The organism is Mastigocoleus testarum BC008, from assembly GCF_001456025.1.
Lineage (GTDB): Bacteria > Cyanobacteriota > Cyanobacteriia > Cyanobacteriales > Nostocaceae > Mastigocoleus > Mastigocoleus testarum.
The window spans coordinates 97,714-123,058 of record NZ_LMTZ01000162.1 but is presented as its reverse complement, the minus strand read 5'-3'; the positions used below and the strand labels follow the sequence as shown (position 1 = coordinate 123,058).

17 protein-coding genes are annotated in these 25,345 nt (G+C 38.8%); 6 read left to right on the top strand and 11 right to left on the bottom strand.

Going from position 1 to position 25,345, the window contains the following annotated elements:
• Positions 1 to 1,593 precede the first annotated feature (1,593 nt).
• Positions 1,594 to 3,888, top strand: coding sequence for an amylo-alpha-1,6-glucosidase (locus BC008_RS43590; protein ID WP_027845345.1), 2,295 nt, complete (start codon positions 1,594 to 1,596; stop codon positions 3,886 to 3,888).
• 392 nt (positions 3,889 to 4,280) lie between these two features.
• Here BC008_RS43590 and BC008_RS43585 read toward each other — a convergent pair whose 3' ends face one another.
• Entirely contained in the window at positions 4,281 to 4,601 is a 321-nt protein-coding gene (locus BC008_RS43585; protein ID WP_027845346.1) for a DUF2973 domain-containing protein, read from the bottom strand.
• Positions 4,602 to 4,817: 216 nt separating this feature from the next.
• On the bottom strand, positions 4,818 to 5,141 hold the full coding sequence (locus tag BC008_RS43580; RefSeq protein WP_027845347.1) for a DUF2605 domain-containing protein: 324 nt from the start codon (positions 5,139 to 5,141) through the stop codon (positions 4,818 to 4,820).
• Between the two features lie 1,105 nt (positions 5,142 to 6,246).
• Here BC008_RS43580 and thrS point away from each other — a divergent pair.
• Positions 6,247 to 8,103, top strand: coding sequence for a threonine--tRNA ligase (gene thrS, locus BC008_RS43575; protein ID WP_027845348.1), 1,857 nt, complete (start codon positions 6,247 to 6,249; stop codon positions 8,101 to 8,103).
• Between the two features lie 683 nt (positions 8,104 to 8,786).
• Here thrS and fdhD read toward each other — a convergent pair.
• Entirely contained in the window at positions 8,787 to 9,626 is an 840-nt protein-coding gene (gene fdhD / locus BC008_RS43570; protein WP_027846123.1) for a formate dehydrogenase accessory sulfurtransferase FdhD, read from the bottom strand.
• A gap of 581 nt (positions 9,627 to 10,207) precedes the next feature.
• Here fdhD and BC008_RS50135 point away from each other — a divergent pair.
• The 3 genes from BC008_RS50135 (at position 10,208) to BC008_RS43560 (ending at position 14,161) form a co-directional block, all read left to right on the top strand.
• Positions 10,208 to 10,369 carry a hypothetical protein gene (locus tag BC008_RS50135; protein WP_161938227.1) on the top strand — a complete coding sequence of 54 codons (162 nt, stop codon included), beginning with the start codon at positions 10,208 to 10,210 and terminating at the stop codon, positions 10,367 to 10,369.
• A gap of 401 nt (positions 10,370 to 10,770) precedes the next feature.
• Positions 10,771 to 11,172 carry a hypothetical protein gene (locus BC008_RS43565; RefSeq protein WP_027846122.1) on the top strand — a complete coding sequence of 134 codons (402 nt, stop codon included), beginning with the start codon at positions 10,771 to 10,773 and terminating at the stop codon, positions 11,170 to 11,172.
• A gap of 85 nt (positions 11,173 to 11,257) precedes the next feature.
• Positions 11,258 to 14,161 (top strand): CHAT domain-containing protein, encoded by a 2,904-nt coding sequence (locus BC008_RS43560; RefSeq protein WP_063800871.1) that lies wholly within the window; start codon positions 11,258 to 11,260, stop codon positions 14,159 to 14,161.
• A 66-nt stretch (positions 14,162 to 14,227) separates the two neighbouring features.
• Here the strand turns inward: BC008_RS43560 and BC008_RS52395 are convergent, their stop codons facing one another.
• Positions 14,228 to 14,353: a hypothetical protein gene (locus BC008_RS52395; RefSeq protein ID WP_268768295.1), complete on the bottom strand. Its 126-nt coding sequence runs from the start codon at positions 14,351 to 14,353 to the stop codon at positions 14,228 to 14,230.
• A gap of 613 nt (positions 14,354 to 14,966) precedes the next feature.
• Here BC008_RS52395 and BC008_RS43550 point away from each other — a divergent pair.
• Complete coding sequence (locus BC008_RS43550) at positions 14,967 to 15,257, top strand: GIY-YIG nuclease family protein (protein WP_027846121.1); 291 nt, start codon at positions 14,967 to 14,969, stop codon at positions 15,255 to 15,257.
• Between the two features lie 286 nt (positions 15,258 to 15,543).
• On the opposite strand, the gene BC008_RS43545 is transcribed toward BC008_RS43550, so the two are convergent.
• From BC008_RS43545 to BC008_RS43515, 7 genes are all read right to left on the bottom strand, one after another.
• On the bottom strand, positions 15,544 to 17,781 hold the full coding sequence (locus BC008_RS43545) for an FdhF/YdeP family oxidoreductase (protein ID WP_027846884.1): 2,238 nt from the start codon (positions 17,779 to 17,781) through the stop codon (positions 15,544 to 15,546).
• A 666-nt stretch (positions 17,782 to 18,447) separates the two neighbouring features.
• The gene (locus tag BC008_RS43540) at positions 18,448 to 20,061 is read right to left on the bottom strand and encodes an NAD(P)H-quinone oxidoreductase subunit 4 (protein WP_058184784.1); all 1,614 of its coding nucleotides are present in this window, start codon (positions 20,059 to 20,061) and stop codon (positions 18,448 to 18,450) included.
• Between the two features lie 595 nt (positions 20,062 to 20,656).
• Positions 20,657 to 21,175 (bottom strand): hypothetical protein, encoded by a 519-nt coding sequence (locus tag BC008_RS43535; RefSeq protein ID WP_201026236.1) that lies wholly within the window; start codon positions 21,173 to 21,175, stop codon positions 20,657 to 20,659.
• A gap of 50 nt (positions 21,176 to 21,225) precedes the next feature.
• Positions 21,226 to 22,185 carry a homoserine kinase gene (gene thrB, locus BC008_RS43530; RefSeq protein WP_058184782.1) on the bottom strand — a complete coding sequence of 320 codons (960 nt, stop codon included), beginning with the start codon at positions 22,183 to 22,185 and terminating at the stop codon, positions 21,226 to 21,228.
• 462 nt (positions 22,186 to 22,647) lie between these two features.
• Positions 22,648 to 22,998 carry a DUF1257 domain-containing protein gene (locus BC008_RS43525; protein WP_027844020.1) on the bottom strand — a complete coding sequence of 117 codons (351 nt, stop codon included), beginning with the start codon at positions 22,996 to 22,998 and terminating at the stop codon, positions 22,648 to 22,650.
• A 144-nt stretch (positions 22,999 to 23,142) separates the two neighbouring features.
• Complete coding sequence (gene ycf46, locus BC008_RS43520; RefSeq protein WP_027844019.1) at positions 23,143 to 24,654, bottom strand: stress-responsive protein Ycf46; 1,512 nt, start codon at positions 24,652 to 24,654, stop codon at positions 23,143 to 23,145.
• A 94-nt stretch (positions 24,655 to 24,748) separates the two neighbouring features.
• Positions 24,749 to 25,096 (bottom strand): hypothetical protein, encoded by a 348-nt coding sequence (locus BC008_RS43515; RefSeq protein WP_027844018.1) that lies wholly within the window; start codon positions 25,094 to 25,096, stop codon positions 24,749 to 24,751.
• Positions 25,097 to 25,345 lie beyond the last annotated feature (249 nt).

Genomic DNA, 25,345 nt, shown 5'->3' with positions numbered 1-25,345 from the left:
AGGCGTTTTTTTCTTTATGTGTCTCCCGGAAATAAACATGAACGAGTCTTAACTTTTTACTCGCTCCAGGCTCATCCATACTCAAATTACATTTTCTCATTATGCTGACACCGTAACGTCTTAAATCATAAACTACTAGCTCAATATACATCTTGAGCAACACGAAAATCTGCTAGCACTTACTCATAAGATTTGTAATTCACGCTCTTTCAAACATAAATTATGTGGTTTTGATAAAGCTCATAACTATTTAACCTTAAGTACAATATTGTTGGTTTGTTATATTAATTACATTTAATTGCTGGAAGTTTTAATTTAGCGTTTTATCCTACTTGATTATTTAGCAATCTGTAAAACAGAAATAATTATTTATTTCTCCATAAAATTTAATTACAGATTTTAATTAGAAATAGATACAGCTTATTAATTATAAATTTTTAAGCCAGAATAAACATTTCAAAAATGCCATTTTTTCAAGGCTTACCAGCAAAATATCGCAAAATATAAAATTTACAGGGTAATTCTAATAATATTTACGATTCTGTCGATTCAAAAAATAGATTTTTATTAAATTATTTATATAGTTTTGCAAAAAAACACTTTGATGGTTGATATGCAAAATTTAAATTACTAAGATAAATTAAAAAAATAATATTTTTATTCATAAACAGCGACATTAATTATTTATTCTCTAAAGTATTAATACTTATGTGAAATATTATGATTTGACTTGATTTTGACAGAAATAATTGACTTTTGACTTCAAAAATAGTAATAATTCGCCAAAATCAATTCATTGCTTTAGCAAGCTTAAATATATTTTAAACTTCGTATAACTTATTGCAGCGTAATTAAAATTAACTAACATAAGTAAAATAAAAAACATATTTATTCTGTGGAGGTAATTTTTGTTGGTATGCTTAATAAGCTGTTGAAGAGATTTAAAACCGATCGGATGGGGTAAATCAAAATGGGTAAGGAAGCATTCCCAATCCCTATTCTACAAATCTTTTTCTCAACCTTACCAAAATTACTTATGCCGTTGATGAAGTTGTTTTACACAAAAAATCTTATAATTAGCTAGGGATATAATAAATTTAATTAATGATTTGAAGAGCACCTGCTAGCTAATCTAACTCAAAAATATGCCCAAAACTTTTTCCGTGTTTACGATCAGCTGGTAACCTCGTAAACTAATTATTTAGTTTAAATTTCCGACTCTACAACTTCTGGCCATTGACTAAAGTTATAGATATTTTTATTTTTTATTTTTATTTCTGGTGTTCTCAAAATACGGCTTGATATGAATTCAAGCATTTTCCCATGTCATTTTTCCATGTAATTGTCCCACCCAAATTAGTTTGAGTATTTTATTGTATGCAAATGAAACGACAATTTACACTTATGCGTAAAATGTTTCTATTGATACTTTTAGACAGCGGTTAGATAGATAAAGATTTGATTATTTAAATTGAGAACCGTTGTTTTATTGCTTGTTTTTGTTCAAATAGTTCAAGCAGCTGTAAACAGCATATTTTTCCTGTTGGGCTGAAAGAGTCTAAGAAATCCTAGGACATACACGTAAATAAGCGGATGAGTTTAGATACATTTATGACATCAGAAAACATCATTTTAGACGGAAAAACTTTCATTTATGCAGAGCAAATGCCCATCCCAGAATGGCCTTGTGTTGTGAGTGAAAGACCGCAGCCAACATTGACTGTTAAGGATGATGATTTATTTTTAGTAACAGATACTTTAGGTAATATTACTGGATGTTCCTTAGGTGATAATAATCCTAGTATGGGATTATTTTGTTCCGATACCCGGTTCATTAATCGTTTGGAGCTACAAATTGAAGGGCGATCACCAGTACTATTGAGTTCTACAGCAGATAAAGGATTTTCCCTCTCCGTCTTATGTACTAATCCAAAAATAAATGAAGGATTAAAGCCTGATACAGTAGGTATTCGGCGTGAGATAGTACTTAACGGTGCATTATTTGAAGAATTAGAAATATCTAACTACGGTACCTCCAGCGCGAGTTTTGAATTAAGTATAAGTTTTGAGGCAGATTTTGCCGATTTGTTTGAAGTGCGCGGTTATGGTCGAAACCAAAGGGGTAGACTGTTGCGTTTGGTAGAAAATCCACTGGAAGAAAATACTACTAATGGTGATGGTAGCAGCACTTCCCAAAATCAGAAATTATCTGAGGCTGAAGAAGATAAAGCTTTAACTATGGCCTATCAAGGTCTTGACGGGTTGATAATGGAATCGCGTATCCATTTTCAACATCGACAGCCCGATTATTTTAAAGGTTATACTGCTGTGTGGCAGTTAGAGTTGGCTTCCCACGAAACCCAAAGGTTAGGTTATAGAATAAATTTATTAACAAATAATAAATCTAGTTCCATTGTTAGCTCTCCTGTGACTTTAGTTCAAGCAAGATCTGCTGAATTAATGGAGGAGCAACATTGGGGACAACATATTACTAAAATTCGCTCGGACAAAGGAACTTTTGATCGCGTGATTGAAAGAGCTGAGCAGGATATGTATTTATTGCGCCAATCTTTTGGCAAGTATAAAACCGTTTCGGCAGGGGTTCCTTGGTTCTCAGCTTTATTTGGTCGAGATTCCTTGATTACGGCTTCCCAAACCTTAATGCTAAATCCGCAAATTGCCAAAGAAACTCTGAAATTATTAGCCCACTATCAAGGTAAAGTTGACGACGAATGGCGCGAAGAAGAACCAGGTAAAATTTTACACGAGCTGCGTTGGGGTGAACTAGCTCGAACTCAAGAAATACCCCATACTCCTTATTATGGAACTGTTGATGCTACACCATTATGGATAATGCTCTATTGTGAGTATTATGCTTGGACCCATGATGGCGAAACTCTAGAGCAACTATGGCCAAATGCTTTGGCTGCAATGAATTGGATTGACCGTAATATGAAAATTACCGGTTATCTAAGCTATTTCCGCAAATCAAAAGGTGGCTTGGTTAATCAGGGTTGGAAGGATTCCGGAGATTGTGTTGTTGACCGCAAAGGAGAATTAGCCCATGGATCGATTACTCTTTGCGAAGTTCAAGCTTACGTTTACGCTGCAAAACTTCGATTGGCTGAAATAGCCAAAATGAAAAAGCGCTTGGATCTAGCAGATCGCTGGCAAGAAGAAGCCAGAAACCTCAAGCAGAATTTTAATAAGGACTTTTGGATTGAAGACCAAGATTTTTGTGCTTTAGCTTTGGATGGTGAGGGTAAGCAGGTTGATAGTATTACTTCTAACCCTGGTCACTGCCTGCATTTGGGTTTATTTTCTCCTGAAAAAGCTTACAGCGTTGCGGAAAGATTGCGCGCACCAGATATGTTTAACGGTTGGGGAATTCGAACTTTAAGTAGTTTGTCTCCCGCATATAATCCTATGGGTTACCATATTGGTTCTGTGTGGCCCCATGATAATGCTTTAATTGCTATGGGACTGCGATCGCTAGGTCTTGTCGATCAAGCTTTAGAAATTTTTGAAGGTTTGTTTGATATGACTTCTCAGCAAGCTTATCAACGTCCTCCGGAATTATTCTGTGGTTACGAACGTAATGGCGAAAATGCTCCCGTACAATATCCCGTTGCTTGTACGCCTCAAGCTTGGGCGACTGGAAGTGTTTTCCAACTATTACATATGATCGTTAATTTGGTTCCCGATGCACCTAACAATTGCTTGCGGATTATTGACCCCACTTTGCCAGAATCAATTAACAGGTTGTCCTTACAAAACTTAAGAGTTGGTGGGACAATCCTCGATTTGGAGTTCGAGCGTTCTGGAAATACTACAGCTTGTCGCGTAGCCAAAAAACGGGGTAATTTGCGCGTCGTCATTGAAGCATGACCCAGCAAATTCAAAATAAAAACACACCTTTCTTAAAGATTGGTGTGTAGTTTTTTCATAATTCAAGACACTTGTGTAAAACCTATCCAAAACTGGACATAGGTTGCACTCCACTCTAAAGAGTAGACGATAGCTGGTGACTTCCGCGCAGAGGTACTAGTTTGTTGGATTAGGATATATCTTTTATTATTTATTCCCCTTCTTTGTATTACCTGCTCCCTATTCCCTGTTCTCTACTCCCCAAACAACTAAAAGTTAGGAGTCACAGATAGAAAAACCTTACTCCTAACTTGAATTAGATGGATATTATTAGTCTTTATTACCTAGCATTTAACAAAGATAACCTTGAATGCGGGTAGTATTTGGTATATTGCTAAGCTAAATATTTAACTTTAACTTTCTTCTCTATTATCTCTTTTCTTCCCAGGAGAAGCTTCATAAAGTGCATCAAGCTTTTGGCGTGCATCTTCAACATTAATCGAACGCATTACTAATAATGGTTCTTTAATCAAATTACCCGCTTCATCCAGTAACTCTGGATGCTGTTTATTTGTTGCCATGTAAGCTAAATTACCATTATTTGCTACAGAAGAAGTTTTTCCAGGGTAATTTTGCTCCGAATCAAAACTGAACATTACTAGATTGCGGATTAAATTCGCAACAGCTATTAAAGCAAGGATTGTAAAAACAAGAATGTAAAGCAGGTGTAGCATAGGGTGTTCCTCCAAGAGAAGCAAGTTTCAAAATTGAATATTTTATGATTTCGCTTATCCACATAAATACGGACAAGTGATTTATGATACAACAGAATTCAAGTACTTAAAAACTCTACCGTTGTATCGCCTCAAAGTATCTTTAGACGTTTGCTAGAGCTACTTTGAAGTTCAACGTTTAAAGTGTTTTATCATCTGACAAACTATCGTGTCGTCTTAATGCCCCTTAGCTTGTTGAGAACGAAACCGCATAGCGACTTTCCAACATTCTGTTACCACATGGTGCCAAGGTATCAAAGTATCCATATCTATTCCAACTTGTCCTTCAGTTGCACTAAACAGCATTTTTGCTGTATTTACTTCTTCTTGAGCCTGCTTAACTCGGGCGAGTAGGGCAGATTGTTCCTCACCACTCATGAACTCAAGTTTTTCCTTTTCAAGAAATTCACGCGAGCGTGCAAACCAATATTGAAAATCTTCTAACAACGGTTGCAATACCGTTTTAAGTAACTCTGAGTCCGGTAATTTCGAGTCTCGCATAAATGAGAAGGATTATTCCAAGTTTCTTACTAATATTAACGTTCTTTACTATTCTTAATGTTTAGTAAATGTTTTCCCTAAACCATATACATTAAAAAAAATGTTAACAATACTACACAATTATTATATTAAACTATGAAGTTTTTATGTATATACCCAAAGGAAGGAGTGTGAAAAACTCAGGGAAATATTGGGGTTTGAGACCCAACCCATATCTCTGACTGTGTGACAAGCTTGACATCGAATCAAAAACCAATTCACTATCGGAACTACTTATCGCTCTAATTTTTGTTACAAACTGAGTTTTTAGCTCTAATATCCTTGGAGTTTTGGATTCCTTGAGCAGAACCGCAGTGAGTGACATTCAGATTTTCAATCCCAAAATGTTTTAATTTTTTAACATTTTTTTAACAATTGCTTTGGGTGTAAGAGGAGCTAATTGAGTCAATTCAGACGAAATCTGAAGAAATGATAAAGAGCAATGGACGATATAACACTTTTGCTGACTACAATATGATTTATTAGTCTTAAGATGAGACTTTAAAAGGTGAGCCTTGAGAAAAAGTTAATGATTACAGCAGCTGATAGACTCTAGGAAAGAGATTTTTGCGGAAAAAGTTGTAGTAGAATTTGTACCCATTAATTTATACCCATTAATTAAGCAATCAATGTAATTTCCAAAAGCTCTAGACTAACCTTAGACCAAGTTTTACAGAAATAATGAAAATTTTTGATATGGCGGAATATTTCGACTAAATCTCAATTTATCGCCTGAATCAAGCTACGAACTAAAACTGAAATAAAATTTCAAAAAAGTCTGAGTAATTTATAGTTTTCTATAAAGTTAACAGTAGAACTATTTTTTAGTTTTCGATTTTGGTTTCTAACTTCAATTTAAATTTTGGAACTGTAGTAGAGATAGATCTAGTATTGTTAGATGTCTGAGACTCTTTCAACAGTCAGAAACCTCTCATAATTTACTTTGAAAATAACTTATTACTTATCAGACTTAACTTTGCTTTGTATTCATATGGTGTGAGTTGATGTAAGTCTGGTTAATATATATGCAGTTGAAATCACTTAATAATAGGTAGTTACTTCGCCAATGCTTAAACAGCCGATATCGCCGAAATCTGAAGAAAATCAGTCGGAAGAACCAAAAAAAATCTATTTACCCCGTACTAGCGAATCGGAAAATCTGAAAAAGATTCGTCACACTACATCTCATGTGATGGCGATGGCTGTACAAAAGCTGTTTCCTAAGGCGCAAGTTACAATTGGTCCCTGGATTGAGAATGGTTTTTACTACGATTTTGAAAATCCAGAACCATTTACCGATAAGGATTTAAAAGCCATCTACAAAGAGATGGTAAAAATTATTAAACGCAAATTACCTGTCGTTCGAGAAGAGGTTAGCCGGGAAGAAGCAAAACGCCGGATTCAAGAAATTAACGAACCTTACAAGTTAGAAATTCTCGATGATATTAAAGAGGAACCAATTACCATTTACCACCTAGGAGAAGAATGGTGGGATTTATGTGCTGGACCTCATTTGGAAAACACTAAGGATTTAACCCCCAAAGCGATCGCTTTAGAAAGCGTAGCAGGTGCTTACTGGCGCGGTGATGAAAACAAAGCTCAGTTGCAACGTATCTACGGTACTGCTTGGGAAACTCCCGAACAATTAACCGAGTACAAACGTCGTAAAGAAGAAGCTTTACGTCGCGACCATCGTAAACTCGGTAAGGAACTAGGATTATTTGTATTTACTGATATTGTTGGACCGGGTTTACCCTTATGGACTCCCAAAGGAACTTTGCTGCGGACAATTCTGGAAGATTTTCTGAAAGGAGAGCAAATCAAACGTGGTTATCAACAGGTTGTAACGCCCCATGTTGGTCGAATAGATTTATTTAAAAAATCTGGACATTGGCAAAAATATAAAGATGATCTGTTCCCAATGATGGCAGAGGATGAAGAAGCAGCAAAACAAGAACAGGGTTTTGTTCTTAAAGCGATGAATTGTCCTTTCCACGTCCAAATTTATCAAAGCCAGCTGCGCTCCTATAAAGAATTACCAATGCGGATGGCGGAATTTGGTACTGTGTACCGTTACGAACAGTCAGGAGAGCTAGGTGGATTGACGCGGGTACGTGGATTTACTCAAGATGACGCACATATATTTGTCACTCCAGAACAGCTTGATAGCGAATTTCTCAACGTAGTAGATTTGATTTTATCCGTTATTAAGAAGTTGAAACTGGACAAGAATTTCAAAGCTAGGCTCAGTTTCCGCGACCCTGATAATAAGGATAAATATATTGGTTCTGATGAGGTTTGGGAAAAAGCACAAAATGCGATCCGTCGTGCTGTAGAAACCTTGGGTATGGAACACTTCGAGGGAATTGGTGAAGCAGCATTTTACGGACCCAAGTTAGATTTTATCGTTAAAGATGCTTTGGAAAGAGAATGGCAATTAGGAACGGTACAGGTAGATTATAATTTGCCATCAAAAGAAAGATTTAACTTGGAATATGTCGCCGAAGATGGTTCTCGTCAGCATCCCATCATGATTCACCGCGCACCTTTTGGTTCCTTGGAGCGTCTGATCGGGATTTTGATTGAGGAATATGCGGGAGATTTTCCTTTATGGTTAGCGCCAGTTCAAGCCAGATTATTACCAGTTACAGAAACCCAGGTAGATTTTGCGAATGAGGTAGTAGCAAAAATGCAAGCTTTGGGAATTCGGGCTGAAGTCGATAAAAGTGGTGACAGACTCGGTAAGATTATTCGTAATGCCGAGAAGGAAAAAATTCCTGTCATGGCGGTAGTGGGAGCTAAAGAAGTAGAGTCAAATTCTTTGAGTATCCGTACCCGTGCTTCTGGTGAATTGGGAAGTATACCCGTTACAGAAGTTTTGGATAAGATGAAAAATGCCATTGATAACTACACTGATTTTTAAGTTGCTTTTGGTGTAGCTTAAGTGACTTTTATACATACATTATTTGTAAGTAAATGGTTATTAGGGCGTACTTCGGTGCGCCCCTACTACTTGGAAATAATTGTATAAATTATTTATGATTAATATTTCCATTGAAATTAATGAATATTAGTCATTAAGATACAGCTTTTGAGATTTTATATCCTTCTAAGCGATATTGTTTATTAAGGGATTTAAGTAACTTACAAATATAAAATGCAATCGTTTAAAGTATAGAAATTTATAGCTGATTGCAAGTAAGTGAGGTCACCTCAAACGCTACAAACCAGGTGCAAAGAGTATTCTATTCCTGACTTCTGACTTCTGTTAGCAAAGCGGTGCGCTATTGCGCACTATTCTGACTCCTGACTTCTGACTTCTGAATCCTGACTTCTGACTCCTGACTTCTGACTCCTGACTCCTGACTTCTGACTTCTGAATCCTGACTTCTGACTCCTGACTTCTGACTCCTGACTCCTGACTTCTGACTCCTGACTTCTGACTTCTGACTTCTGATTCCTGACTCCTGACTTCTGACTCCTGACTTCTGATTCCTGACTCCTGACTTCTGACTCCTGACTTCTGACTTCTGACTTCTGATTCCTGACTCCTGACTTCTGACTCCTGATTCCTGACTTCTGACTCCTACTATAAAATGCAGGAAATTACTGTATCAGCAAACGTTCCCAACCAGAGTAAACATTAAATCGTTGTCCGCGTAAAAAACCTATTAAAGTGACTCCGAATTCTTTTGCGGTAGAAACAGCAAGACTGCTAGGTGCAGACACCGCACAGATAATAGGTACAGCAGCAGCAATACACTTTTGGAGAATTTCAAAACTAGAACGTCCACTCACCATTACAATGCGATCGCTCAAAGGTAATTCCCCACTCATAAAAGCTGAACCAACCAATTTATCTACAGCGTTGTGACGTCCCACATCTTCCCGTAATTTTAATAATGTACCTTTGCTGTCAAATAATGCTGCTGCATGTAGTCCACCCGTAGACTGGAAAATTCCTTGGGCAGAACGTAGTTGCTCGGGTAAGCTGTAAATTACCTCAGGTGTAACTTTTATGTCTGTATTAACAGATGGTAATTCCATAATTTTCAATGCTTCGATACTAGCTTTACCGCAAACTCCACAAGCACTAGTAGTAAAAAAGTGACGTTCTAAAGGTTTTAAATCCGGGATTAATCCTTCCTTCAGGGTGACATTAACAATGTTGTAGCGTTGGGAACCATCTACTTGAGAATCCACACAGTAACTGATGCGTTGAATATCTTCTCGACTGCTAACAACTCCTTCACTATAAAGAAATCCTGCAGCTAATTCAAAATCCGCTCCTGGAGTGCGCATAGTGACAGCTACAGTTTGCTGTGGAGAAGTTAAGCGAATTTCTAAAGGTTCCTCTGTGGTAAGTCGATCTGATCGCGATCGCGGTTCACCATTTTCGACTACCCAAACGTGGGATTTTGTTTGACCGATTTTATTAGTGGTCATGGGGAGATTTTGAAAGCGATATTAACAAAAGAATAAATATAATAATTGCAAAATACTGTTTGACCAATTCTTAGCTTTAACTAGTAGTAGGGTGGGCAAATATATATGATTCATAACCAAAACAATCGAATGCAGAATAATTTGCCCACCCTACATATCTTAGGAGACGCCCCACCGGGTCGTCTCTACAATTTGTAAATATTAAAAACCACCCAGTTTATTCACTATCAGTTAATGAAAACTAGATGGTTTTTAGTAATTTACGCACTACGCAAAGGTTAAATTATTTTTAACTGCAATGCAAAAAATATGTATCACAAAATCGCTTTAACATGATACACTAATATTGTTCATAGTAATACAGCCTCGTTGTTAATGCTTTAACGGGGCTTTTTTTTGTGACCCTACAAGAACGGCATCAGGTGTAGTTCCACCTATATATGCTTTTCCTGCCAAATCACCTACGATACGCTTAATTTAAACTTTTAGGTTATAAATTTCACGTACCACGTTTATCTTAATTTAGCGCGTAACTCTAATTTAGCACAATTATTAATTAATAAAAATGCCGTAAGTATTGAATGCCGACAGCAATGGTAGTAATGGAAGGTTTAGCAACGGGTGGAAGAAGAAACATGGATGGAATTAGCAACGGATGTAAGAAGAAACACGGATATCTATTGATTTTTACCATCATTGCTGCGATCGCAATCTCATCCGTTCTCATCCCTATCCGTTGCTAATTTTTCTACAACGCACAACAAACAACCCAAACCTGTCCGTTCGCTGTTAAGCGCGTCTAAGCGACGTCATGTTGCAATCTCAATATCTTTAACTACCCACAAGTGAATGGGATTGCTTCCTCGTTCCTCGTCGCAATGACGGTTTAAGTTTTCTCCTAAGCTAGACGCCAAAAGCATATCGCTTCGCTAATCGCATTAAACTAATCCCAATATCTCTAACACAAACAAGTTATCGTAACTGTTAATCTGATACTATGATCTCTATAACTGCATGACTATGGGATGGGAAGGAATGCTGAAATATACCATTACCTAATCTGCATTCGCCTTTGGGTCGGATTGACCACGATACGGTTTAGATCGGGCAAATTCGGTTCAAAATAAACTTCAAACATAAACATATGACTAACTTTCAAGTAGTGATTGAAGGAGAAGGTGCTGTTGCGACTGCAACAGAGTTAAAGGAGTTATTAGCAGAAATAGGTATATCTGGGACTTTAGAAATTCCAGAACAAGAAAAGCGTAGAGACTTAGGTACTATTGAGGGAGCTATTCTAACTTTTATTGTGACTGCTGCTGCAAATTTAACATCGTCTCAGATAGAAGAGAAGATTCGTCAGCACAAGCTCAGTCAGCATGAAAACCAAATTGAGCGCGTCAATAAACAAGAATCTGAGAAAACCGTCTTATTTATTGCTCCTGATGGCAGTCGGAAACGAAAAAATTTATCATCAGATAACAAACAAGATATATCAGAAATATTAGAAGAAATCCCCAAATTTTTAGAAGATGAGGATTTTTAATAGGTGCAGATTTTTTTTGCGAAATATATCGAACAAATTAAGTAGAAGAAATTAAGAAGATTTAAGAAGACTGAAACAGTCAGCAATGAGTATCCTTCACCTTGACCTTAAACCCATTGGGGATAATTACGCCGAATTCCGGTATTTTTGGGAAAATCCTAATGAATATGAGCCCCGTCAGCTTCCCTTAGCAAAAATCGCTGAATTGATTAAAAATGCAGAAAGGGACTACTACACTATAAGACCAGAGGACTATGATAAAACTGGTCAAGCACTTTATAACTGGTTAGACGGTAGCGATCGCAATCTTCAACGAGCTATCAACCAACATAAAGGTCGGGGTGATTGTATTGTTCTTGCTATTGCTGCAACGGAAAGATTAGCTCATTTACCTTGGGAAGTACTCCACGATGGCAAAAGTTTTTTGGTAGAACGGCGACGTAATCCCATTATTCCTATTCGCTGGGTGAAGGATGAGAATTCTACACAACTGACTCTGGAAGTGGAAGATAACCCCGCAAACCGAGCATTGAATGTTCTGTTTATGGCTACTTCCCCACGAGACATTGAACCAGAACTTGATTTTGAAGCCGAAGAAGCCAATGTTTTAAAAGCAACGAAGCATAAACCCTTATCCTTGATAGTGGAAGAAAGTGGTTGCTTAACAGAGTTGGGTCATTTGGTGGAAGATTACGAAAAAGGTCACTTTGATGTTATCCACCTGACTGGTCATGGCACATTTTGGGATGAAAAACCACGTTTTATCACTGAGACGGAATTTGGAGAAGCGGAATATAGCAGTGCTGAAGACATCGCTACAGAACTACAATTCCAACAGCCCAAGCTAATTTTCCTTTCCGCTTGTAATAGTGGATACTCAAGGAACAGTACACCATCAATGGCAGAAGTATTACTAAAGGAAGGTGCAACTGCTGTTCTCGGCTGGGGTCAGGAAGTTTTGGATACTCATGCAACTGCAGATGCTGCTAAGTTGTACCAGGAATTATCAACCGGAAAGACTGTTGCACAAGCACTTACAATCACCTATCAAGAACTGCTAAAAAATCAAGAACCGCTAAAAAAAGCATCACAAGATTGGCATTTGTTACGCTTGTATGTGGCTGAAACTCTACCGGGTGCGTTAGTCAAGTGCGGACGTAAACCCGTACCTCGTATTTCTGTTGCTCCAGAGTTTTTAGACCCAGAGAAGAAACTTAGAGTTGCGACCCGTGAGACTTTTGTTGGTCGTCGTCGTCAGTTACAAAACTGTCTACGGACACTCAAGACCTCTTCAGAAGAGATTGGGGTTTTAATTCATGGGATGGGAGGACTAGGAAAAAGTACCATTGCTGCGAGATTGTGCGATCGCTTATCTGAATATGAACCAATCATTTGGTGGCGACAATTTGATAAATCTGGTTTGGTGAATAAGCTAGCAGATAAGCTGAAGAATGCAGAACTACGGACAAAACTCAAAGAAAGCAAAGAAGAACTCAAATATCTGTTGCGTGATGTGTTGGGTGAGTTGAACCAATCTGGGGAGAAACCCTTTTTGCTGGTATTTGATGACTTTGAGTGGAATTTAGAACATCGTCAAGGAAGGTATATTCTCAAGACTCAAGTCGCCGAAATATTGAAGGCATTAGTATGGGCTATTAAAGAGAATAATGCCTATCACCGTATAATTATTACCTGTCGTTATGATTTTGAATCAGACCTGTTACAATTTTTCTATAAGCAGCCTTTAGAATCCTTCCGCAAATCGGATTTAGAGAAAAAACTCAGCCGCTTAACAGCTTTTGACTCTGAGGAAACTGCTCTAAGTTTAATTGATAGAGCTAAAACATTGGCTGATGGAAATCCTCGTTTGTTGGAATGGTTAAATGATGAGGTGTTGTTAGGAGAAGACGCAGAAACAAAGCTCACTCAACTTGAAGCAAATCCCGGTGAGTGGAAGGGGAAAATAATTTGGGAAGAGTTATACAAGCAACTAGATCCACCTATTAAGAGAATACTTAGTCAATGTTTGGTATTTGAAATTCCTGTCCCCATGCAAGCATTAGAAGCAGTTTGCGATTCTATTTCTGGCTACAAAGAACAATTAGAACGAGGAATTGAATTAGGATTGATAGAAGTTAGTCCCGAAGCAGACGAATCCAAACGGGTTTATCGAGTTTCACGCATCTTACCCCACATCATACCCAGCATCAAACTACCTGAAGAACCAAAAGTCATCTACAACCTGTACCATAAAGCCCATGAAACATTACATGAATTGTGGGGTAATAACGAGAATCAAAATGAAGAAAAATGGCAAGAAATTTTTAGCTTGAAATTCGCCAACAAGGAAAATCCTGAACGATTCAGACAAGGCTTCTCTGAGATGTTGGAAGTTCAATATAATAAACAAGCCGATCGAGCTTTTGAATCCGAATTGAGAAAATGTAGAGATGACTTGGCAAAAGATGGACTATGTGAAGCACTAGAAAACTATCTGCAGCAGAAACAATGGAAAAATGCAGATGAGGAAACTGCTTGGATTTTTTTCCAGGTCATGGTTCAAGAAAACTATAAAGATTGGGAAGAGCTTTTCAAGAATTTCCCCTGTGAAACTCTCAGGGAAATTGATCGGCTCTGGGTGCAAAATAGTAACAATAAATTTGGCATAAGTATTCAGAGGGAAATTTTCCACGAAAGTGGAAAGGATTGGGAAAAGTTTGGCGATCGCGTAGGTTGGCGTGAAAAAGAAGATTGGTTGTCGTATAATAAAGTCGTTGATAAAATAACAAACAAAATTAGAACCCAAACCGATATGACTCATGGTGAAGCTCAGCCACCACAAATTGAAGTAGGACTCGGATTGCTACCTGCACAAATTTATACCCGTCGTTGTGGTGCTGTTTGGGTGATTCTGGGGGGTGGTTGGGGGTGGGGTGGGGTTACGTGGAGGAAGGGTGGTGGGTATCTTCTCTCGCGAGAAGACTTGTAAAGTCTAACATTTAAGGGTTTCAGAAGTTTGTAAATATTTATTACTACACTCCTTCCCACGAAGTCATCAGCGTTTCCCGAATCCGATACCTGGCACCGTGGGTTTATAGCAGTTAGCCTGAATAAATCTTTCAGCCACTTCATGTACTTCCGTACTTTCAGTTACTTTCTGCTTATCCCAAGGTAGACTCATCTGCCCAGGTGAAGACTTTTTTGACTTCCCGCCCTTCGTCACTGATGGCAAAAAGCGACTCCCCCAGCGATTTCGCTTTTCTGGTTTTGCCTGTGGTCGATATCTCTGACAAAATCTACGATACTTCGCTGCGCACTCTTCTAAAGTTTTGCCTAATTGTAGAAACGCCGGATGCCATTGGGTGATACCATCACTAGTTAACCGTCATTGCGACGTAAGGAAGCAATCTCAACATCTTTAAATACCCACAAAAAAACTTAAACTGTCATTGCGACGCAAGGAAGCAATCCCAATATCTTTAAATATCCACAAAAAACTTAAACTGTCATTGCGACGTAAGGAAGCAATCCCAGTATCTCTAATACAAACAAGTCCGTGAGATTGCTATGTCCTGTCTGACACGCTGCGCTAACCTTCCACTGTGTTCCAGTCGCAATGACAAAACTCTAACCTGTCCGTTCGCTGTTAAGCGCGTCTAAGCGACCGTAGGGTTAGCGCAGTATTTCCGTACATAAACAGTAAAAGCAGTGTTTTAAATAACTTGCAAAGCCGTGTAATTACTTCACTATCTTGATATCAAAATCAGTAGTAATGTGATACAGCTAAACAGCGAATGAGCGAGCAATACTATATCTATTTAATGACAAATAAGTATAATACCGTGCTTTATACAGGTGTTACAAACGACTTAATTAAAAGAATTTACGAACACAAAGAAAAATTAATTGCAGGTTTTACACAAAAGTACAACGTCAACAAATTGGTTTATTACGAAATTTTTACCGATATTAATAGCGCGATCGCACGAGAAAAACAAATCAAAGCTGGTTCTAGACAGAAGAAAATTGATTTAGTTAATAGTATGAATCCAGAATGGCGTGATTTGTACGACGGTTTATTATAACTGTCATTGCGACGTTATGTTGCAATCCCAATATCTCTAATACAAATGAGTCAACGCGATTGCTTCCTCGTTGCTCGTCGCAATGACAAAACTCGAAACCTGTCTGTTCGCTGTTAAGCGCGTCTAAGCGACGTTATGTTGCAATCCCAACATCTCTAACTACCCACAACAAAAAACTTAAACTGTCATTGCGACGTAAGGAAGCAATCCCCAAAATCTCTAATCAAAACAAGTCGGTGAGATTGCTTCCTCGTTCCTCGTCGCAATGACAGAATGTTAAGCGCATCTAAGCAATCCCAACAGCTTTTTCCAAACGCACCAAAGCATTATAGTCAGGTATCCCAGCAATTGGCGATCGCTCATTTTTATCTAATAACACATTACCTTCAGGCCAATGAACCTGTAAATTACCGGGTTGAATGGGAGCGCTGTAAACTTTTCCTTGATATTCACCAGAATCATTTTTCAAGATTACGCGATCGCCATCTTTTAACCCGAATTGTTCGATATCAAATGAGTTCATCAGGATTGCTTCCCGTTTTGCTCCGGTAATTGCATCTTTGCGTTCTTGCACCATGCTATTAAACTGTTTACCCCGTCGAGTCGCAACTCGGAAATAACCTTCAGGTAAATCGTTTGTGGGAGGAGACAAGACGCTAAACTGTGCTTTACCATCTGCTGTGGGGAAATTCCAACCAAAACACAAATGTTTACCACCATATTGAAATTGGTCTCCCTGCTGCTTTAAATGTTGAATTCCCGCATATAGTGGAATTACCTTTGCAATTTCTTGACGCAGAGCAGACAGATTTTCGTAACGTAATTTATCTGCAATTTCAGGACGGACTCTTGCAGCTAATTCCAGAAAAACTTCCCATTCCGGACGAGCTTCACCAATCCTCGGACCGGGAATTTCTGGACTGAAAATTACTCGACGTTCGGTATTGGTTTCTGTCACACCTCCAGGAACCTCATAACGGGTAGTTGCTGGTAATAAAATTACAGTTTCCCCCGGTTCCAACAGCATCTGTGACGAACAAACAATATCCATGTGGACTCTGAGGGGTACTTTTTTCAAAGCATTTTTCACAAAACCCGGATCCGGTAAAACCTCAGTGAAATTTCCCCCCACACTAAATAAAACATCTAAATTACCCTGTGCTGCAGCTTCGATCGCTTCTGAAGTTATTAACCCTTTAGTATCGGTCACTTCAAAACCCCAAAGTTCGCTCATGAGTGCAGCATTTTCGGAATTGACCGGTTTCCCACCAGGGAAAACAGTTGCATAGCAACCCATTTCCGCGCCACCCTGAACGCCAGAATGACCGCGAATCGGCATTAAACCGCATCCTTCCCGACCAACAAACCCTTTAGTTAGAGCTAAATTGATAATTGCTCGCACATTATCTTCACCGTTGGAATGTTGGGTAATTCCCATACTCCAAACAAAAACGGCTTTATCTGCTTCTCCCACCATTTTGGCGAAAGCATACATTTGCTCCCGCGTTGCTCCGGAAAGTCGCTCTAATTCTTCCCAAGATTGAGTTTCCAGAAATGCTTTGAAATCGTCAAAACCATTAGTATAGTTGTCAGTAAAATATTTATCGTTCCAACCATTAGCAATTATGTGCTTGAGGGTACCATGTAAAAAAGCCATGTCACCCCCGATATTAACCAGGAAAAAATCTTCAGCAAACTTCGTTCCAAACACCGCGCTTTCCGGAATTGAAGGAACCCAGTAACGCTCCATTCCCGGTTCGCGGTAAGTATTAATTACAACTATCTTAGTACCAGCTTTCTTTGCCCAATGGAGATATTTAACTGTGACGGGTTGATTATTAGCAACATTAGAACCAATGAAAACAAGTAAATCTGTCCCAATCCAATCCTTATAAGAACAAGTAGTTGCGGCGACACCAAGGGTAGTTTTTAAAGCACTAGTACTAGGAGAATGACAGATCCGAGCAGCATTATCAACATTATTTGTCCCCATCGCTCGCGCTGCTTTCTGGGCTGCATAGTAAGTTTCGTTAACCGTACCTCGACTTGTGAGATAGTAATAAGTGCGATCGGGTGTCGTCTGGCGAATCCGACTAGCAATACAATCTAAAGCTTCATCCCAACTAATATGTCGAAAACCTTTATCGCCGCGATCGCGACGCATGGGGTAAGGTAATCTACCCATGTTTCGTAATTGGGTACTACTTTGAGCAGATAATTTCGCCACATCAGCAAGGATTTTGGGGTCAAAAGCTGGCATAGTATTGAGACGTAGTAGCCGCATGCGCACATTACAAAGGTGCAAACCATCCAAAGTCCAATCCTTCATTCCCGTCGTTCCCAAGGAACAACCATCACAAACACCCCGATTGAGAATGTTCCAAGCATAAGGTAACTTGTCGCGATTTACCCAAACAGCCCTAACACCTTCCCAATAATTATTAGGATACTGTTCTCCCAGACCAAAAGGCTTCCAGCTAGCCCAAATCGAAGGATCCCAAATTTTTCTTGGTTTGCGCAACATGGTTTTTTTCTCTTCGGATTGCTAGAAAGTTTTGATTGCCAAGACCTAATAATCCTAACTCTTCTGAGAAATACCAAGCACAAGATTGCAGAATTTTGTAACGAATAAAATTCAGTTGGACTGATAACTTACACCATTCTCAATAACTGCCTTGGATTAAAATCCCAGGCTAATAGAAAAAGTCTGACAAATCAGACTGTGTAAGGCTTGTAGTGCGTTTTAACGTACTTAGTTTATGAGCCTTGTTTGCTAGAGCGGCGACACAAAGCGTGTTGAAATTTATGATGCTGTTGGCGAATAGAAAGGGGGTTTAACCCATCAGTCCCAAATCATATTAATTTCCCCGATTTAAGTGCTTTGAAATAGATTCATAAACTTTAGCCCATATTTATTGTATGGAATATAAACGACGCAAAATTAAAACTTTTAGGGTGAGGGGTTAAACCCTACGCAAGTTAACCAACAACATCATTTATTTCAAGGTGGGATTTTGGTCTAAATGAGGTTGTTGCAAGTTATCAGGTTAGACAAACTTTACATCTCGCCCCCTGTTTACTTTAGCCCCGTTCCCTCTATAAAAAAATTATAGGGATGATTGCCTGCTAAATCATCCCTTAATCAAATTCTTATTCTGTTTTCACGACACCAATACTGAAGCGACATCAACTAATCCGTAACTTCCATTAGATTTGGAACTTCATAATCAGCTAAAGTTGGTGCGCTAAAAACCTGAGCATATATGCTAGAAGGCTGTTGTTCTGCAACCACTGGTAAGAACTGACGCGCATAGGTTGCAACTTCTACAGTCTTTGCATCATACATTTGGGTAATTAGTTTGGGATACAAACCAATTCCGATAATTGGAACTAACAAACAACCGGTGATGAACAATTCACGAGGTTTAACATCAGGAACAAAATTATCTAACTTTAATTCCTCACTTTGCTTACCGTAGAAAATCTCGCGCAACATGGAGAGCAAGTAAATTGGAGTTAAAATTACTCCTACAGCCGATAGCATTACAATTACAATCTTGAAGCTAGAACTGTAAACATCGCTGGTACTAATTCCTAGGAATACCATTAGCTCACCCACAAAGCCACTCATACCTGGTAAAGCTAATGAAGCCATTGCACCAGCAGTGAATAAACCGAAGGTTTTAGGCATTACTTTTGCAACTCCACCCATTTTGTCCATCATCAAAGTATGGGTGCGTTCGTAGGTAACACCAGACAAGAAGAACAAAGCTGCAGCAATCAAACCGTGGGAAACCATCTGTAACAAGACACCGCTCATACCGATTTCTGTGTAGGAAGCAATTCCAACCAACACAAATCCCATGTGAGCGATAGATGAGTATGCTAAACGACGCTTGAGGTTTGTTTGAGCGAAAGCGCAACAAGCACCGTAAATTATATTTACTACACCCAAGATTGCTAAAACAGGTGCAAAGTAAACATGAGCATTAGGTAACATTTCCATGTTGAAGCGAATCAGTGCATAACCACCCATCTTCAACAACACACCCGCCAAAATCATCGAACCTGGAGCGGAAGCTTCACCGTGAGCATCTGGTAACCAAGTGTGAAGTGGAAATACAGGTAATTTGACGCCGAATGCAACAAAGAATCCTGCATAAGCTAACAACTCAAGGGCTTTGGGATATTCTTTCATTCCCAGAGATGCCATATCAAATGTCAATGTATCTCCATAGAAAGCCATTGCAAATCCCGAAACCAAAATGAAGATGGATGCAGCAGCTGTATAGAGGATGAACTTAGTTGCAGCATAACGACGTTTTGGTCCTCCCCAAATTGAGATGAGTAGGTATACAGGAACCAACTCGATTTCCCACATCAAGAAGAACATTAACAAGTCTTGAGCAACGAAAACACCAATCTGGGCACTATACATTACCAACATCAAGGCATAAAACAAACGCGGCTTGTTTTTTACATTCCAAGCCGCAAATATTGCCAGAGTATTGATTAAACCAGTTAGTAGTATTAATGGCATTGATAAGCCATCTACTGCTACTGACCAGTTCATACCCAATTGGGGAATCCAAGAATAACTTTCTGCTAACTGATAACCGGTTCTTTGCAGGTCGTAACTTTGCCAAAAAGTGTAGGTCATTAAAGCAAGGTCAGCGATCGCTACGCCCAAACCATACCAACGAACTGTTTTTCCTTCTTTATCTGGAAGTAGAGGAATTGCTAGGGATGCCACTAAGGGCAAGAAAATTATGGCGCTTAGCCATGGGAAATTAATAGTTTCCATCATCACTGAGAATCATCAAATCAATCTTTTATTTCATTATATTAACTTGTTTATAGTTTTGTAACAGCATTTTTTCTCATTCTGACTATTTTTTTTATAAATATTAGTGATAAATACTTATTATTCTTCGATATTTAAGCATTTTCGTTTAATTTTGTCCAAAAATTAATTCTATAAGTAAACTTTTGCAAAGTCAATTGCGAATAAAAGCACCACATACAGTAACAGAATATTGCAGATTGTTAACAATATTCTTGACCAAACATCTTGGGATGCAAGCCCCTAGTTTTCCTTGTGTAGGGGCAAATAAACAGCTTAGACCTCAATACAGTTCAGTTAAGGCTAAATCTCAAGATTGAAGTAGATTGGGTTGACGCAGGTTAGCAAAGCGTGTCGGTAGGACATAACCCAACAATAATTAGGTTTTTTTGGGTTGCGCTGTCGCTTAACCCAACCTACGAAAATGCTTAATAGTAACCCAACCGTAGTAGTTAACCAAAAACTAGTAAAGACGTAGCAATGCTACGTCTCAACAAAAAATCAAAGTATGTGTTCAGAACTCTGACTTCTGACTTCTGACTTCTGACTCCTGACCTCAAACTGTATGATTGAAAATCTTCCAAACTTCTCTGTCCGAACGAACATGGGGTACAGAAATGCTCTTAAAACCTGTAATAAAAGGTTTATAGTATATGCGCCAGTAAAGAGGACTGATTTTGTCAGCACAACTTTTCAAAAGTCGAACCTCTTGTTTAAGTTCTTCTGCAAGGGAGTTGACGCGCTCCGCATGTACTTTTGCTTGTTTTTTAGTTATTTCTATTTGGTCTTCTATTTGTTCGATACTAGAGGTTTGTGGTTCCAAAGATATTAGATGTTTCAGCTGTGATTGTTTCTCTTCCAGTATGACTTTTAGAGCAGCGAGCGCATCATCAATACCCTTTATTTGGGCAGCATTTTCAATATTCTCACTTGCACGACGGCGATAAGCATTGACAATCCCTTCGGGGGAAGCATCAATAATATCTAATTCCACACTCAAATTCGATCTTTCTTTATCCAGAACATCAATTTGAGTGCGAATAGCATTTATTTCGGTCTGAATTTGCTCTATCATCCGTTCAAAATTTACTAAATTTTGCTAACAATCAATTTTCAGCATCTCATCTATACCTGAACAATGTTCCTTGCTCCTTGGGTATCTACTTGAAGTGAGTGAGTCACGGCTTTAATTCCTTGTTGTTGCCAAGCTTTAGCCATGGCAATTTCCACTCCTTCTGAGTGTAATGTATCTGTTAATGCTAATAAAGTTGGTCCTGCACCACTGATTACCATTCCATAAGCACCAGCAGAAACAGCCGCAGAATACACATTGTCATATCCTTTAATTAAGGATTTACGAAAAGGTTGATGCAATTTATCTTGTAAAGCTGCTTCCAACCAATCATGATTACCAGTTTCTAAACCTCGTAATAATAAGCCTAGATGGGCGGTATTAAAAATTGCATCTTGATGTCCCACTTGTGTTGGTAACACTTTGCGGGCTTCGCTGGTCGATAGCTCAAAGTCTGGAATTGCAATTACTGGAATAACTTCTTGATGCCAGGGAATATCACAAACTTCTTTTCTCATATCATTTGTTGCTGTTAGTTGACATCCTCCCAAAAGTGCTGGTACCACATTATCTGGATGTCCTTCGATTGCAATGGCTAATTCCATTAATTGCTTTCGACTTAAAGGTTTTCCTGCAAGTATATTTGCACCTAGCAATCCACCAAGAATTGCTGTTGCAGAACTACCTAAACCTCTAGCGAGAGGTATGCCTAATTTAATTTCAATTTTGACTGATGGTGGTTTCTGCTTTAAATACCGGTAAAACTCCATAAATGCCTGATAAAGTAAGTTATTCTCATCCGTACTAACTTTTTCAGCTTCAGGACCAGTAACATTGATAAAAACCCTACTTTCTTCCAAGGGAATAAACTTGAACTCGTTGTACAAAGTTAAAGCAGTACCGAGACAATCAAAACCAGGTCCTACATTAGCACTGGTAGCAGGAACAATGATAGAAAAAACAGACACAACAGTTTTGCCTTTGAGAAACCGAATAATCAACCAGCATCTCATGTAAATGCTTGATTTGACTATTAGTTCTAACAGGTATTAGATTTACTTATTTAATATATAGTTTTTTTATAACTTCTCAGATTTTATAACTTTTAAGGCGTTCGCTCTCAGTGAAAGAGTTATTTCACAAACCCAATATCTATCCTTGAAAGCTCGTTACTAACAAACCAAGTTCCAGAAAAATCTTTAAAAGAATTTTATTTAGATCGAATTGAAATCTAAATAACTTTAAATTTAGTGAGAAGATGATAATTTATTATTGTTTTTGGCTGTCATATCCAACAGAGATCGAATGTCTTAAACTCTAATATAGTTCTGATATTTTAGACTCTAGTTTTCATTTCTGCGATCTGAAAATCTAAACTGTAAAATTACAGGTTAGAAATACAGCCAATAGAAAAGCGGGCTAACCGCTTATGAAGTGGTTAACCCGAGCAGCTTTGGGAACGCGCAGAGAAATTACTATTGCAATACCAACTTAACGTTGGCATTTTGCAAACCGCGCTGTTTCACTTCGTTTAATGTTTTGTTAACAGCATACTTTTGGTTAATGGAGTTGATAAGTTCGGTTTGATTATGCTTCTTAGCAACGCCCCATAGGTCTGCGATTAGGTCAAATGAACCATCACTGTTGCGAGACCAGCCTAAATCATATTCACCTTCGAGAACAGCCACGATGTCAGCACGAACGCGTTGACCATTGTAGCCGCGAACGTCAGCTTCGCTCTTAACAGTGATACCTAAGTCAGACAAAGAAGACTTGAGGATTTCAGCATCAGTGATCTTGGTACGTAGTGTGCTAAAATGAGACATTTGGGTTTCCTCCAAAGAGAAGATTGAGAAAAGGACAACGGTTTTCGAACTAGCCGCGTAATATTGGCGCGGCTTTTTTTTAAACTGCTAGCAATCATTGTTGATTGTGCTAGCCCTTCAGCCTGCTTGAGCAGGAGAAAGCCTTTAGAATTCCATGCGCTGATACTCAGCCACGGAAGATGCTGCTGGACGCGCTCGCTGTCTGGCCCAATCTCTCAGAGCCGTTACCTGTTCTTGCATCGTTCTTGACAGCGGTAAAGTCGCCTTGATTGCAGCAATAATATCTAATTGGGTGAACTCACGATCTTGGGCAAAAGCTTCATACATTGCAGCCACAATCGCTTGTTCTATTTCTGCGCCGGAAAATCCGTCTGACATCTTCGACAGCTGATCTAGATCAAATCTTGATGTATCGTCGCGGCGCTTGGTTAGATGAATGTTGAAAATATCTTTACGCTCTTGTGGTGTTGGTAAGTCCACAAAGAAGATTTCATCGAAACGACCTTTACGAAGGAATTCCCCAGGTAATCTTTCAACTCTATTTGCAGTTGCCATTACGAAAACCGGAGATTTCTTTTCTTGCATCCAGGTCAGAAAAGATCCAAAAATCCTACTAGAGGTACCACCGTCGGAATCACTAGAGCCAGTGCCACCGGCAAATGATTTATCTAATTCATCAATAAACAAAATTGCTGGTGAAATTGATTCGGCAGTCTTGAGTGCATTACGCAGATTTGCTTCCGAACGTCCTACCATCGAACCGTCGTAAACCCGACCCATATCCAATCGTAGTATCGGCAAACCCCACAGTCGAGAAGTAGTCTTAGCAATCAAAGATTTTCCACAACCAGGAACTCCCAAAATCAACATTCCTTTGGGTTGAGGTAATCCATACTCCCTTGCTCTTTCTGTAAAAGCATTAGAGCGTTGCTTCAACCATTTCTTCAATTCTTCTAGACCACCCACAACATCGATGGTTTCATTCTCCTCTATGTATTCTAGTATACCATTTCGTCTGATTAATTGTTTCTTTTCCGATAAAACAATTTCAACTTCGTCTTCTGTCAGACGACCTTTAGTGACCTGCGCCTTTCGATATACTTTTTCTGCCTCGTCTCTAGTTAGACCCAAAGCAGCTCTAAGTAACTTCTCCCGTCCTTCTGTAGAAAGTTTGCGACCTCTACCACGATCTGTATGGTTATTTAAAACCTTATTCAGATCGGACATATTAGGTAATGGAAAATCTAAGACAACAACTTCCTTCTCTAATTCGATCGGAATTTGGTGCATTGGCGACATCAAAATGATGTTCTTCTGCGCTCCCTTAAAACTAGCGATCGCATCCCGCAATGACCTTGTTGTTGCTGGCGCATCTATAAAAGGATGTAAATCTTTAAGAATAAATATACTAGGTTCTTTATGTCTAATTATCCACTCAATCGCTGCTTCCGGAGAAACAGTGTTATGCTGGGTCACGCTTCTGGGTTGCCCGTATTCAACAATCCCATGGGTAACAGTCCAAACATATACTTTTCTTTGAGGTTTAAATGATTGACTAATATTAAAGATTGCTTGCTCAGCCCTCTCCTCCTCAGAGGTCACAAGATAGATGAGTGGGTATTGAGCTTGAATAAGGATGCTGAGCTCTTCTTTCATACATCAACCTTCTTGAGACCCTACAGAGATGGTAAAAACATGACTTTTTGCCAAGATAAATGAACTATGAATTTTCACTCATAATCCCCATTATTTAACAAGGAACTAATTCTTCCTCACTTTCAGGATGGGTTTCATCCGCCTCCAGTTTCTGCTCCACTGAAATATCTTCCTGACCGATTACCCCAGACTGGTTACCTAAGGCAACTAGCTCTCGATCGCGCATTAGTAGCGAACTCTCGCAGTTAGGACAAGAATATACTCTGTGAGTCTTTCCGTAAGAGGCTTGAACCTCATCAACTAATTCTGAATTCGCCAGGTAGAAGTTTAAAGCACGCTCTGCTAGTTCTGACATCGGTTCAGCATCTATCGCTGAACGAATCTTCAGCTTCCTGTGCAGTTCTGGCGATAAATACAATGTAACCTTCTGTTTAGCTTGCATATAACTCTTTAACGGTCTTACCCGGGTATGTATCTTACGATATCTACTCTAAACTACCTTGTCAAGACGTCATAGCGTTTTGACGGCAATTTGTTTACATATGTTTACAATACTGCAAAACTAAGCATGTAGAACATGTTAAGTAGTGCTTTGAAGGAAAGACTCAAGCCATATAGATCTATGAGGGTTAATTAACAGAAACTGTATGGTACATTATCCACAGAACATCCCATGGATAAAATAAGTACT